Raw genomic sequence first — 12,209 nt, 5'->3', positions numbered from 1 at the left:
GTCAGGCATTATAAAAGCTGCTGCGCAGATAGTGGGCGCGCACGTGGCGGAAACCGACCATCAGCACCGCCGAAGCAGGCAGGGCCAGCAGCACGCCGGCGAAGCCGAACAGCTCGCCGAAGGCCATCAGGGCGAAGATCACGGCCAGCGGGTGCAGGCCGATGCGCTCGCCCACCAGGCGCGGCGTCAGGATGAAGCTTTCGATCAGCTGGCCCACGGTATAGATCGCCACCACCCAGGCCAGGCCCGCCCAGCCGGCGAATTGCAGCAGCGCCGCCACCAGGGCCAGCAGCAGTCCCAGGCCGAAACCGAGGTAGGGCACGAAGCCCAGCAGGCCGGTGAGCACGCCGACCGGCAGCGCCACGTCCAGTCCCAGGATGGCCAGGGCCGCCGAGTAGTACACGGACAGCACGATCATCACCAGCAGCTGGCCGCGCAGGTACTGGGCCAGCAGCTCGTCGGTCTCGCGCGCCATGCCGCCCACCTGGCCGACCCAGCGGCGCGGGATCGCGCCGGCGATGCGGGCCAGCAGGCGGTGCCAGTCGAGCAGCAGGTAGAACAGCACCACCGGCACCAGGGTCAGGGTGGCGACCCAGCCCAGCACCGCGCTGCCGCCCACCCGCACCTTGGCCAGCACCGAGGTCCAGAGGTCGTCGCCGCCGGCCGCGATCTGCTGTTCGACCAGCTGGCGCAGGCCGGCGCTGTCGAGCTTGACGTTGATGCCGTAGCCGGCCAGCCAGGGTGCGACGAAGGTGTCGAGCCAGGTGAAGAAGGCGGGAATCTTGGCCTGCAGCAGGGGGATCTCGGCGCGCAGCACCGGCACCACGGTCAGCACCAGGGCGATGAGCACCACGAAGAAGGCCGCCAGCACGAGCGACACGGCTAGCACGCGCGCCATCCCGCGCCGGCCGGGGCGGGCCCGCGCCAGGCGGTCCACCGCCCCGCCCAGCATGTAGGCGAGGATGGCCGCGGCGATGAAGGGCGACAGGATCGGCCCCAGGGTGACCAGGAGAAGTGCCACCGCCAGCCAGAGCGCGAACCAGAATGCGGACTGTTTTTGCTCTGGCGTGAGGAATAGTGGCATGCGTGTTCTTGTTATTTGTCTTTGCGGTTTCGCCAACAATCGGAATGGCGGGGGCGGTTTTGCTAAAATAGCGGATTGACCAGGTCTGACGGTCTGCCGCCTTCTATTTTACCGCCTCCGCTGCCAAATACCATGAGCCAACCATCTAATGTTTCCCTCTCCTACCGCGACGCCGGTGTCGACATCGACGCAGGCGACGCCCTGGTCGAAGCAATCAAGCCGTTTGCCAAGCGCACCATGCGCGAAGGTGTCCTCGGCGGCATCGGCGGTTTCGGCGGGCTGTTCGAGATCAGCAAGAAGTACAAGGAACCGGTCCTGGTGTCGGGCACCGACGGCGTCGGCACCAAGCTCAAGCTCGCTTTCGAGCTGAACCGCCACGACACGGTCGGCATCGACCTGGTCGCCATGAGCGTCAACGACATCCTGGTCCAGGGCGCCGAGCCGCTGTTCTTCCTCGACTACTTCGCCTGCGGCAAGCTGGACGTGCCGACCGCCACCGCCGTGGTCAAGGGCATCGCCCAGGGCTGCGAACAATCCGGCTGCGCCCTGCTGGGCGGCGAAACCGCCGAGATGCCTGGCATGTACCCGGACGGCGAATACGACCTGGCCGGCTTCGCCGTCGGCGCGGTGGAAAAATCGCAGCTCATCGACGGCAGCAAGATCGCCCCGGGCGACGTGGTGCTGGGCCTGGCCTCGTCGGGCATCCACTCCAACGGCTATTCGCTGGTGCGCAAGATCATTAGCGTCGCCAAGCCCGACCTGGAAGCCGACTTCCACGGCCGTAAGCTGGCCGACGTGCTGATGGCGCCGACCCGCATCTACGTCAAGCCGCTGCTGGCCCTGATGCAATCGATGGAAGTGAAGGGCATGGTGCACATCACCGGCGGCGGCCTGGTCGAGAACATCCCGCGCGTGCTGGGCGAGAAGCTCACCGCGGTGCTGGATGCGCAATCGTGGACCATGCCGCCGCTGTTCCAGTGGCTGCAGCAGCACGGCGGCGTGGCCGATGCCGAGATGCACCGCGTGTTCAACTGCGGCATCGGCATGACCGTGATCGTGGCGAAGGAAAACGCGGACGCCGCCATGGCCCAGTTGCAGGCGGCCGGCGAGACCGTCTACCGCATCGGCGAGATCCGCGCGCGCGAAGAAGGCCAGGCGCAGACCGTGGTGCAATGACAGCGGTTTGCTGCTGACGTGAAAACGGGCGCCGCGGCGCCCGTTTCTGTGTGCGGCGCTGTCGTCGCGCTTATTTCGCCGCGCCCGCGCCGATGTTCCGGTCCAGGAAGCGCTCGACCCGACTCCAGAAGTCGATGTTGTTCTTCTCCAGCGAGAAGCCGTGGCCTTCTTCGGGGTATTCGACCCACTCGACGTCCTGGTTGGTTTTCATGAGCGCATTACGGAACAGCGTGCCGTGGTTGATCGGCACGCGACGGTCGACACCGCCGTAGGCCAGCAGCACGGGCTGCGTGATGCGGGCGGCCTGTTCGATCGGCGAAGTCGCCTTGAGCTGGGCCGCGTCCTTGACCGGGTCGCCGACCATTTCCGGCATGCCGTAGGCCTTGTACTCGTCCGGGGTGTCGTTGGTGAAGCTCCAGCCGCCGTTGTACATCAGGTTGATGTCGGTGACGCCCACCCAGTTGATGCCGCACTTGTACAGATCGGGATCTTTCACCAGCCCCATCAGGGTGGCATAGCCGCCGTAGCTGGCGCCCGCGATGCACACGCGCGCCCCGTCGGCGATGCCCTTGTCCACCGCCCAGCGCACGCCGTCGGCAATGTCGTCCTGCATCGCCAGGCCCCACTGCTTGAAGCCGGCCTTGAAATGCTTGATGCCGAAACCCTGGCTGCCGCGGAATTCCGGTTCCAGCACCGCATAGCCGCGCGACGCCAGAAATTGCGACTCCGGGTGCCAGCCCCAGGAAGCGCCGCGTACGTAAGGGCCGCCGTGCACCAGCACCACCATCGGAAGCTTGTTCCTGGCGCCGCCGGCCGGCAAGGTGAGCAGGGCCGGAATCTCGAGGCCGTCGCGCGCCTTGTAGCGCACGAACTGCTGGCGCCCCATCTCGGACGGCTTGATGCCGGGTTTGGCGTCGGCGATCTTGTTCAGCTGCCTGGTCTTGATGTTGTACAGCGAGTAGATGCGGGGGACGACGTCCGAATAAGAGTGCACCAGCACCCAGGGCGAATCGCTTTGCGCCGGCACGGTGACCATATTGATGGTGGCCGGCAGCAGCTTGTCCAGCTCGGCCTGGATCGCCTTCATGCCCGGGTCGAACCATTCGTTCGACGTCGCATCGGTGGTGAAACGGATGCCCAGCACCTTGTCGCGGTTCGCGACCAGGCCGCCATCGAAGTCGAAGCCGGCAGTCGTCACCAGTGGCTGCGGGTCGATCTTGCCGGTGGCGATGTCGAAGATGTGGACCGAGGTCGTATCGCGTCCGCCGCTGCGCGCCAGCACGTACAGTTTGCCCTCCGCGTTGAAACCGAGCGGCTGCAGCGCCTTGCTGCCGTCGCCGTAGGCGGGATAGCTGGCCAGCACGCGCCAACTGCCGGTCGCCGGCTCGCGGTAATGCAGCGTGATCGTGTCCTTCTCAAACGACGATGCCAGGCGCGGCTCGCCCTGGTGGTCGAGCATCCAGCCGCGTACCTCGCCCGGGCGCGGCACGGTCTGGGTAGTGCCGGTCAGGGTGTTCAGGCGCAACAGGTCGACACTGCGCACTTCGCCGGCGGTATCGAAATTCGGGCTCGTCACATACACGTAGTCGGAGTCGCGGGAGCCGGCCTGGGGCAGCAGGTAGGTATGCCAGGGCAGGACCCTGCGGGTGGTACGGGTGCCGTGGGTACTGCCCATGCCGCTGCGGTCGGCCAGTTCGACGAACTTGCGGCCGTCGCGGTTGATGGCATACAGGCCGGGCGCGTAGCGCTTGTTGCCCAGGCCGACATTCTTTTCCTCGGTGGTGAAGACCAGGCGTTCGTTGTTGATCCAGCGGATCGTGCCGACGTCGGCATCGTTGTACGAGGCGATGACCTTGGCGCTGTTGTTCGAGAGGTCGATCACTGCCAGGGAATCGCGCTTGCCCGGGGCGCCCAGGCGCACCGCCAGGAAGTGCGCGTCCGGCGACAGCACGGCGCCGCCAAACGGGGAGTTGGCGAAGAAGCTGGAGATGGGCGGCGGCGCGGCCTTTGCCTGCGCCTGCGTATCGGCATGGACTGGTTGGGCGCAGGCGAGTGCGACGGCGCAGGCGAATGCTGCGCCGCGCAGCGAGCGTGATAGCGAGGTATGCATGAATCTCTGTTCGGTTGTCGATATGTCTGCGGTTGTGGTCCCGCGCGCTCAACAATAACAGTCCTGCGGCGGGAAAGGCAGCTTGCCATGCAGATGTCATGCAGCCTGCATGAGAATTGTGGTCACCCCGCCTCAGGGTTTGCCTGATTGTTCTTCTTGCGGCGCCCGGATATAGTCGACCATCCCCAGGCTGGTGCGGCTCGGCGGCGCGCTCAGCAGGCTGCCGACCACCGTGGCCAGCAGTCCGGCCGGCACCCCGAACACCCCGGCCGCCAGCGGCTGGATGCCGAGCCAGGACGCGTCCAGGCTGCCGCCCAGGGTCGGGCTGGCGCGCAGCATGTACCACAGGCAGACCATGAAGCCGGTGACCATGCCGGCGATCGCGCCCATGTGGTTGGCGCGCTTCCAGAACACGCCCAGCACCAGCACCGGAAAAAGAGTGGAACCAGCCAGTGAGAAGGCCGCGCCCACCAAGGAGAGGATGTCGGCCGGCTTCTGCGAGGCGGCGTAGGCAGCGATGAAGGCCACCGCCAGCAGCAGCAGCTTGGAGATCGTGACCCGCTTCTGGGTCGAGGCGCCCGGGTCGACCATCTTGTAGTAGACGTCGTGCGAGAGGGCGTTGGAGATCGCCAGCAGCAGGCCGTCCGCGGTGGACAGCGCCGCCGCCAGGCCGCCGGCCGCCACCAGGCCCGAGATCACGTAGGGCAGGCCGCCGATCTCGGGCGTGGCCAGCACCAGCACGTCGGCATCGATCGCGATCTCGGCCAGCTGCACCACGCCGTCGCGGTTGATGTCGGCGATGCTGAGCAGGGGCTTGACCTTGTCGACATTGGCCCAGTACGAGACCCAGGTGGGCAGCGCCGAGAAGTCGCTGCCCACCAGCGCGGTGTAGATGTCGTACTTGGCCAGCACCGCCAGCGCCGGGATGGTCAGGTAGATCAGCAGGATGAAGAACAGGGTCCAGAACACCGAGACCCGGGTCTCGTCCACCGAGGGCGTGGTGTAGGCGCGCATCAGGATATGGGGCAGGGCGGCGGTGCCGAACATCAGGCAGAACACCACCGCCAGGAAGTTGTTGCGGCGCTTGTCCGATTCTTCTTGCGTCGCGCCGGGGAAGGGCACGGCGTGCGGCACCGGCGGGCGCGCCCGCGCCAGGTTGGCGTCGCGTTGTTGAAGCCACAGCGTGCGCGCCTCGTCGGGCGAGCCGGGGTAGGTGTTGAAGGCACGTTCGGCCTGGCGCACCTCGCCCAGCGAGGCATTACTGGTGCGCACCGCCACCAGCTGGTGCTGCGCCTCCAGCTTGCCGGTTTCCCACGAGCCCGGCAGCCCCGCGAGGCGGGCCGAATACGCAGCGGCGCGGCGGCGGAACTCGGCGCGCACCTGTTCCTCGCGCGGGTCCTGTTCCAGCTGGCGCTCGCGCACGGCAAGCTTGGGTAGCAGTGAGCCATAGGCCAGCTGCGGCACCGGGTTGTCGGCATGCTTGGCCGCCAGCCAGATGCTCGGAATCAGGAAGGCCACCAGCAGGATGATGTACTGCGCCACCTGGGTCCAGGTGATGCCGCGCATCCCGCCCAGGAAGGAGCACACCAGGATCGAGGCCAGGCCCAGGAAGATGCCGACCGAGAAATCGACCCCGGTGAAGCGCGAGGCGATCAGGCCGACCGCGTAGATCTGCGCCACCACGTAGGTGAACGACACCAGGATGGTGGCGCCCACCGCCAGCGCCCGCACCGGGCCGCCGCGCCCGCCCGCGCCGCCGCCGTAGCGCACCGCCAGGAAATCGGGGATGGTGTACTGCCCGAACTTGCGCAGGTAGGGCGCGATGAGCAGGGCCACCAGCACGAAGCCGCCGGTCCAGCCCATGATGTAGGCCAGGCCGTCGAAGCCGTACAGGTACAGGCCGCCGGCCAGGCTGATGAAGCTGGCCGCCGAGATCCAGTCGGCGGCGGTGGCCATGCCGTTGAACAGGGCCGGCACGCGCCGCCCGGCCACGTAGTATTCGGTGACGTTGGAGGTGCGCGCCACCACGCCGATGGTGGCGTACAGGACGATGGTCGCAAACATGAAGCTGTAGCCGATCCACAGGCGCGGCATGCCCTCCTGCTCGAGCAGGGCCAGCGCCACCAGGAACAGCGCGAAGCAGGCGGTGTACCAGAGGTAGTAGCGCGACAGCTTGCGAAAGTAGGGCGGCTTGTTCGCGCTCATGGGTGCTCCGGGACGGCGGCCGCATGCAGGCGGTCGAGCCGGCGCATGCGCCAGGCGTAGAAGGCGATCACCCCCAGCGAGACCAGCGAGGCGCCCTGGGCCGCCATGTAGAAGGACAGCGGCCAGCCGAACAGGGTGAAGCGCGACAGCTCGCGCGCGAAGAACACGGTGCCGAAGCCGGTGCACAGCCACAGCGTCATCAGGACCAGGGTCAGCCGGCGCGTCGCCCCCCAGTGCGCGGCGCCGGCTGCGGCCAGCTGCAGGTGCGGATCGCTGGAAGGAGGCAGGGGCTCAGTCGGCATCGATGGGTTCATGGACAGGAGGCGGGAAGGTCAGGCGGAACAGGCTGCCCGGGTACTTGGACGCGTGGCTGCGCGGATTGTTGAAGATGTCGATCTCGGCGCCGTGCTGCTGGGCGATTTCGCGCACGATCGCCAGTCCCAGGCCGCTGCCCTGCACGTTGCTGCCGAGGATGCGATAGAAGCGATCGAACACGTGCGCGCGCTCGGCGGGGGCGATGCCCGGACCGGTGTCCTCGACTTCGAGCAGGGCATGTTCGCCGTCGCGCCGCACGCGTACCGTGACGCTGCCGCCCTGCGGGGTGTAGCGCAGCGCGTTGTCGATCAGGTTCGACAGCAGTTCGCGCAGCATCAGTGCGTTGCCGGCGATCCGGATCGGGGCGTCGGATGGCGCTTCGGGCGACTCGTAGCCGAGATCGATGCGGTGCACGAACGAGGCCTGCACCCAGTCCTGCACGGTGGCGCGGGCCAGCTGCGTCAGGTCGATTTCTTCGAAGGCGAGGCCGGCGTGCGGCTGGTTCTCGGCGCGGGCCAGGGCCAGCAACTGGTTGACCAGGCGCGTGGCCGATTCCGAGCTCTTGGCCAGCTGCTCGAGCGAACGGTGGATTTCGTCGGGGTCGACCTGGCGCAGGGCCAGCTCGGACTGCATGCGCATGCCCGCCAGCGGCGTCTTCATCTGGTGCGCGGCGTCGGCGATGAAGCGCTTCTGCATCTCGACGGTCTGGGCCAGGCGCTCGAGCATGTCGTTGAAGGAGCCGACCAGCGGCGAGATCTCTTCCGGCACCTGGCGCGGGTCGATCGGCGACAGGTCGTCCTGCGGCCGTGCGCGGATGCGTTCCTGCAGCTCGGCCAGCGGGGACAGGCCGCGCGACAGGGCGAACCAGACCAGCGCCAGGATCACCGGCAGGATGATGAACTGGGGCAGGATCACGCCCTTGATGATTTCGTTGGCGAGGTGGGCGCGCTTGTCCAGGGTTTCCGCGACCTGGACCAGGGCCAGGCCGGGCGCGGAATCGGCCGGCACCGGGCCGGGCCGCAAGGGGTCGAGGTTGACGTACGAATAGGCGACGCGCACCGGCGTGCCGTGGATGGTGTCGTTGCGGAACACCACGGCGCCGCTGTAGGCGCGCTCGGCGCTGTCGCCGCTGTCGGCGCCGTTGGCGGTGCGGGGGCGCGGCAGGTCGCGGTCGCCGTCGATGTGGCTGCCGTCCGGCGCGCTGATCTGGAAATACACGCTGTCGACGTCGTCGGCGCGCAGCACGTCGCGCGCGCTGGCGGGCAGCTGCACCACGGGCCGGCCGGCCACCGTGCGGATCTGCTGCGACAGCACGGTGACGCGGTCTTCCAGTGCATCGTCGAATGGCTGGTTGGCGATCGACTTCGCCACCAGGTAGGTGATCGCGATGCTCATCGGCCACAGCAACAGCAGCGGGGCCAGCATCCAGTCGAGAATCTCGCCGAACAGCGAATGGCGGATGTTCTCGTCGGGCTCCGGATTCGGCGGGACATAGGGAGGGACATAGGGCGGGACATAGGACGGATACCCGGCGCCCGCGCCGGGCGCGGACGCGTCCTGCCCCGCGCCCGGCGGGGGCGCGTCGGCAAGCCCGGCGTCGCGTTCGTTCACTGGGCTTCGTTCACTTGTTCTCGGATGCCGCCGCGCGTGGGGCGTCGGAGAATTTCTCGAGGCAGTAGCCGAGGCCGCGCACGGTGGCGATGCGCACGCCGCCGATCTCGATCTTCTTGCGCAGCCGGTGCACGTAGACCTCGATGGCATTGTTCGAGACTTCCTCGCCCCATTCGCACAGGTGGTCCACCAGCTGCTCCTTCGAGACCAGGCGCCCGGTACGCGCCAGCAGCACCTCGAGCAGGCCGAGCTCGCGTGCCGACAGGTCGAGCATCTGGTCGTTGATGTAGGCGCTGCGGCCGACCTGGTCGTACACCAGCGGACCGTGGCGCACCACGGCAGGGCCGCCGCCGGCGCCGCGCCGGGTCAGGGCGCGTACCCGCGCTTCCAGTTCGGACAGGGCAAAGGGTTTGGCCATGTAGTCGTCGGCGCCGAGGTCGAGGCCCTCGACGCGCTGCTCGACCGAGTCGGCCGCGGTGAGGATCAGCACCGGCAGCAGCGACGAGCGCGCACGCAGGCGGCGCAGCACCTCCAGCCCGGACAGCCTGGGCAGGCCGAGGTCGAGGATGAGGAGATCGAACTCCTGGGTAGTGAGGGCCGTGTCGGCATCCTGGCCGTTCTTGACGCAATCGATCGCATACCCGGACTGGCGCAGGGAACGCGTGAGTCCGTCGGCAAGTACGCTATCATCTTCGGCGAGCAGAATTCGCATGGGGACCACCTGTAAAACGTTAGACCTTCGAGAAGCTCTATTGTGTTTGATTTATCGCAACAATGCGAGTCTCGTGGATAACAACACAGGCGCTTTTTTCGCTTGCCAAAACCACTGGTTTTATATACAGTATTGGTCTGGATTCGATGTATACGCACCACTGGCTTTTTGTACAGCATCTTGTACAGTACTAACCTTGATTTGCGCGGTAGCGATCCTACCTTGCCCACTCCACAGCTGAAAGTACACCATGGACGACAAAAAACTCGCAGTAAACGCCGCTGAAAAGGGCAAGGCGCTGGCCGCCGCCCTGGCGCAAATTGAAAAGCAGTTCGGCAAGGGCTCGGTCATGCGCATGGACACCAACGCGCCGGTCGAGGAAGTGCAGACTGTTTCCACCGGCTCGCTGGGCCTGGACATCGCGCTGGGCGTCGGTGGCCTGCCGCGTGGTCGTATCGTCGAGATCTACGGCCCGGAATCGTCGGGTAAAACCACCCTGACCTTGCAGACCATCGCCCAGATGCAGAAACTGGGCGGCACCTGCGCCTTCATCGACGCCGAGCACGCGCTCGACGTGACCTATGCGCAGAAGCTGGGCATCAAGCTCGACGAGCTGCTGATCTCGCAGCCGGACACCGGCGAACAGGCCCTCGAAATCACCGACGCGCTGGTGCGTTCGGGTTCGGTCGACCTGGTGGTGATCGACTCGGTGGCGGCACTGACCCCGCGCGCCGAGATCGAAGGCGACATGGGCGACTCGCTCCCGGGCCTGCAGGCGCGACTGATGTCGCAGGCGCTGCGCAAGCTGACCGGCTCGATCAACCGCACCAATACCCTGGTGATCTTCATCAACCAGATCCGCATGAAGATCGGTGTCATGTTCGGCAGCCCGGAAACCACCACCGGCGGTAACGCGCTGAAGTTCTACGCCTCCGTGCGCCTGGACATCCGCCGTACCGGCTCGATCAAGTCGGGTGACGAAGTGATCGGTAACGAAACCAAGGTCAAGGTCGTCAAGAACAAGATCGCGCCGCCGTTCAAGGAAGCCCACTTCGACATCCTGTACGGAGAAGGCACGTCGCGCGAAGGCGAAATCCTGGACCTGGGCGCCGACAACAAGATCGTCGAGAAGTCGGGCTCGTGGTACAGCTATAACGGCGAACGCATCGGCCAGGGCAAGGACAACGCCCGTCAGTTCCTGAAAGATCGTCCGGTACTGGCACGCGAAATCGAGAACAAGGTCCGTGCCGCGCTGGGCGTGCGCGAGCTGCCGCCGGTTGCTGCCGAAGAGGGCGGCAAAGAAGGCGGTAAAGATGGCGGCAAGCCGAAGCTGCAGGCAGTCGGCGAGTAAGCCACGCCCATGCCCGCACCCCAGCTGAGCCTCAAAGCGCGCGCGCTTCGCTACCTGTCGATGCGCGAGCACAGCCGGCTCGAGCTGGGGCGCAAGCTGGCCCGTTACGCCGAGGAGGGCGACGACGTGGAAGCCCTCCTGGATTTCCTTGAAAAAAACAACTGGCTGTCGCAAGAACGCTTTGCCGAATCGCTCATCAACCGGCGGGCGGCACGTTTCGGCAATAGCCGGGTGATGGCCGAGTTGCAAAGCCACGGTGTCAAAGGCGAAGCCCTGGACGAGATCAAAGCCTCGCTTGCCGACAGCGAGACGGCGCGTGCCTCCGAAGTGTGGCAGCGCAAGTTCGGTACCGTCGCCGCCGATGCGGCCGAGCGAGCCAAGCAGATGCGTTTCCTGCTGCAGCGTGGTTTCTCCCAACGCGCTGCGCGGGTCGCCATGCAGGGCGCTCCCGACGACGACGAGCTGTAGCAGAACTGGAACCTCGGTCTGCTGCAATGAAGAGCCGGCCTGGCCCCAGGCTGCTCCGACGATATGCCAGGCGTGGCCGCAGGCCTGTTGTATCACCCTCGATGGTGCGGCGTTCATGCACCAATCGATGAATCACGCTTCTTTTATAGAGAGAGCGTGGAGAAACCCTGCTCCGGCGCCAGCGTGGAGCGTCATTTCCGATATGCCTCGGCATATTCCTCAACGGATAATGGCGCTGCACGCTGGCGCTGTCCGTTCAGCATTCCCTTTGTTAAGCCCGTCCGGTCCGCGCGCCAATTGGTCCTGCCAGGTACCAAACTCGTCCAGCCACCTGCAAGCTTGACGACTCGGCAAGAAATCGCTGCCGAATCGCTGCAGCGCGGCAAAATCGCCTCTGTTGCAGTGCAACCGACAACGCCCTGTGCTAAACTTCCACGGTTTAAGCAGCGCCGCATGAGCGGTTGTTGTCGTAGAAGCTACGGCAACGTGCATGAAGCACACTGGCTGCACCACTAACCGCCGCGCAAGCGGCATTGGTTTTTATGCCCCTGTCTCCTCCCGTATCGCGCTCGCTCCGGCATACGCGCGCCATCACCGTCGAAGCCTATGCGCGCGATGATGGCCTGTGGGATCTGGACGCCAGTATCCGCGACGTCAAAACCCGTGACATCGAGCTCGGCTCGGGCACGCGCCCGGCTGGCCTGCCGGTGCACGACCTCAAGCTGCGCGTCACCATCGACCGCAATATGACCATCGTGGACGCCGAAGCTGCGTCCGATGCCGTTCCCTATCCCGGTTTCTGCGAGACCATTGGCCCTGCTTATAAAAAGCTGGTCGGCCTGTCGCTCATGAACCACTTCCGGCTGCATCTGAAAGACCGCCTCTCGGGCGTGCTCGGCTGCACCCACCTGACCGAATTGGCCCAGGTGCTGCCCACGGCAGCGCTGCAGGCCTTTGCCGACGACGTGTTCGACGATCGCGGCGGCGCCGACGCCAGTGTTCACACCAGCGCGGCCGAACGGCCTTTCGAGCTCGACCGTTGCCATGCGCTGCGCAGCGACGGACCGGCCGTGGCCACCTACTATCCCCGCTGGTCGATCAAAGCTGTGTCGGGTTAGGATTCGCTGTTTGTCATTTTGTAATTCAACCGTATTACTCATTCAGTACATAGAAAAGA

General features: G+C 66.0%; 10 protein-coding genes. 4 read left to right on the top strand and 6 right to left on the bottom strand.

All coding sequences use genetic code 11. From position 1 onward, the window contains the following. Position 1 precedes the first annotated feature (1 nt). The gene (locus IM543_22155) at positions 2–1,084 is read right to left on the bottom strand and encodes an AI-2E family transporter (protein QOY94159.1); all 1,083 of its coding nucleotides are present in this window, start codon (positions 1,082–1,084) and stop codon (positions 2–4) included. A gap of 132 nt (positions 1,085–1,216) precedes the next feature. On the opposite strand from IM543_22155, the gene purM reads away from it, so the two are divergent. Continuing rightward, positions 1,217–2,260, top strand: coding sequence for a phosphoribosylformylglycinamidine cyclo-ligase (gene purM, locus IM543_22150; GenBank protein QOY94158.1), 1,044 nt, complete (start codon positions 1,217–1,219; stop codon positions 2,258–2,260). 70 nt (positions 2,261–2,330) lie between these two features. Here the strand turns inward: purM and IM543_22145 are convergent, their stop codons facing one another. The 5 genes from IM543_22145 to IM543_22125 form a co-directional block, all read right to left on the bottom strand. Continuing rightward, entirely contained in the window at positions 2,331–4,370 is a 2,040-nt protein-coding gene (locus tag IM543_22145; GenBank protein QOY94157.1) for a S9 family peptidase, read from the bottom strand. Positions 4,371–4,502: 132 nt separating this feature from the next. Beyond that, positions 4,503–6,575, bottom strand: coding sequence for a cation acetate symporter (locus tag IM543_22140; protein QOY94156.1), 2,073 nt, complete (start codon positions 6,573–6,575; stop codon positions 4,503–4,505). Beyond that, a complete protein-coding gene (locus IM543_22135) occupies positions 6,572–6,889 on the bottom strand; it encodes a DUF4212 domain-containing protein (GenBank protein QOY94155.1) in 318 nt (105 codons plus the stop codon). The genes IM543_22140 and IM543_22135 overlap by 4 nt, the downstream gene beginning before the upstream one ends. Beyond that, positions 6,867–8,315 (bottom strand): sensor histidine kinase N-terminal domain-containing protein, encoded by a 1,449-nt coding sequence (locus tag IM543_22130; GenBank protein ID QOY96813.1) that lies wholly within the window; start codon positions 8,313–8,315, stop codon positions 6,867–6,869. Before IM543_22130 ends, IM543_22135 begins: the two co-directional genes overlap by 23 nt. A 196-nt stretch (positions 8,316–8,511) precedes the next feature. Then, positions 8,512–9,213 (bottom strand): response regulator transcription factor, encoded by a 702-nt coding sequence (locus IM543_22125; protein QOY94154.1) that lies wholly within the window; start codon positions 9,211–9,213, stop codon positions 8,512–8,514. A gap of 250 nt (positions 9,214–9,463) precedes the next feature. Between IM543_22125 and recA the strand changes: the two genes are divergently transcribed. The 3 genes from recA (at position 9,464) to IM543_22110 (ending at position 12,150) form a co-directional block, all read left to right on the top strand. Next, complete coding sequence (recA, locus tag IM543_22120; GenBank protein ID QOY94153.1) at positions 9,464–10,564, top strand: recombinase RecA; 1,101 nt, start codon at positions 9,464–9,466, stop codon at positions 10,562–10,564. Positions 10,565–10,573: 9 nt separating this feature from the next. Continuing rightward, on the top strand, positions 10,574–11,032 hold the full coding sequence (gene recX, locus IM543_22115; protein ID QOY94152.1) for a recombination regulator RecX: 459 nt from the start codon (positions 10,574–10,576) through the stop codon (positions 11,030–11,032). Between the two features lie 542 nt (positions 11,033–11,574). Further along, positions 11,575–12,150: a DUF2889 domain-containing protein gene (locus IM543_22110; GenBank protein QOY94151.1), complete on the top strand. Its 576-nt coding sequence runs from the start codon at positions 11,575–11,577 to the stop codon at positions 12,148–12,150. Positions 12,151–12,209 lie beyond the last annotated feature (59 nt).

This window comes from Massilia sp. UMI-21 (assembly GCA_015277795.1).
Classification (GTDB): domain Bacteria; phylum Pseudomonadota; class Gammaproteobacteria; order Burkholderiales; family Burkholderiaceae_D; genus Telluria.
This window is presented reverse-complemented; position numbering and strand designations above follow the sequence as displayed.

Excerpts from the sequence above, each read along its gene's own strand:
- IM543_22155 (QOY94159.1), bottom strand. The coding sequence starts at position 1,084 with ATGCCACTATTCCTCACGCCAGAGCAAAAACAGTCCGCATTCTGGTTC.
- purM (QOY94158.1), top strand. The coding sequence starts at position 1,217 with ATGAGCCAACCATCTAATGTTTCCCTCTCCTACCGCGACGCCGGTGTC.
- IM543_22145 (QOY94157.1), bottom strand. The coding sequence starts at position 4,370 with ATGCATACCTCGCTATCACGCTCGCTGCGCGGCGCAGCATTCGCCTGC.
- IM543_22140 (QOY94156.1), bottom strand. The coding sequence starts at position 6,575 with ATGAGCGCGAACAAGCCGCCCTACTTTCGCAAGCTGTCGCGCTACTAC.
- IM543_22135 (QOY94155.1), bottom strand. The coding sequence starts at position 6,889 with ATGAACCCATCGATGCCGACTGAGCCCCTGCCTCCTTCCAGCGATCCG.
- IM543_22130 (QOY96813.1), bottom strand. The coding sequence starts at position 8,315 with ATGCTGGCCCCGCTGCTGTTGCTGTGGCCGATGAGCATCGCGATCACC.
- IM543_22125 (QOY94154.1), bottom strand. The coding sequence starts at position 9,213 with ATGCGAATTCTGCTCGCCGAAGATGATAGCGTACTTGCCGACGGACTC.
- recA (QOY94153.1), top strand. The coding sequence starts at position 9,464 with ATGGACGACAAAAAACTCGCAGTAAACGCCGCTGAAAAGGGCAAGGCG.
- recX (QOY94152.1), top strand. The coding sequence starts at position 10,574 with ATGCCCGCACCCCAGCTGAGCCTCAAAGCGCGCGCGCTTCGCTACCTG.
- IM543_22110 (QOY94151.1), top strand. The coding sequence starts at position 11,575 with ATGCCCCTGTCTCCTCCCGTATCGCGCTCGCTCCGGCATACGCGCGCC.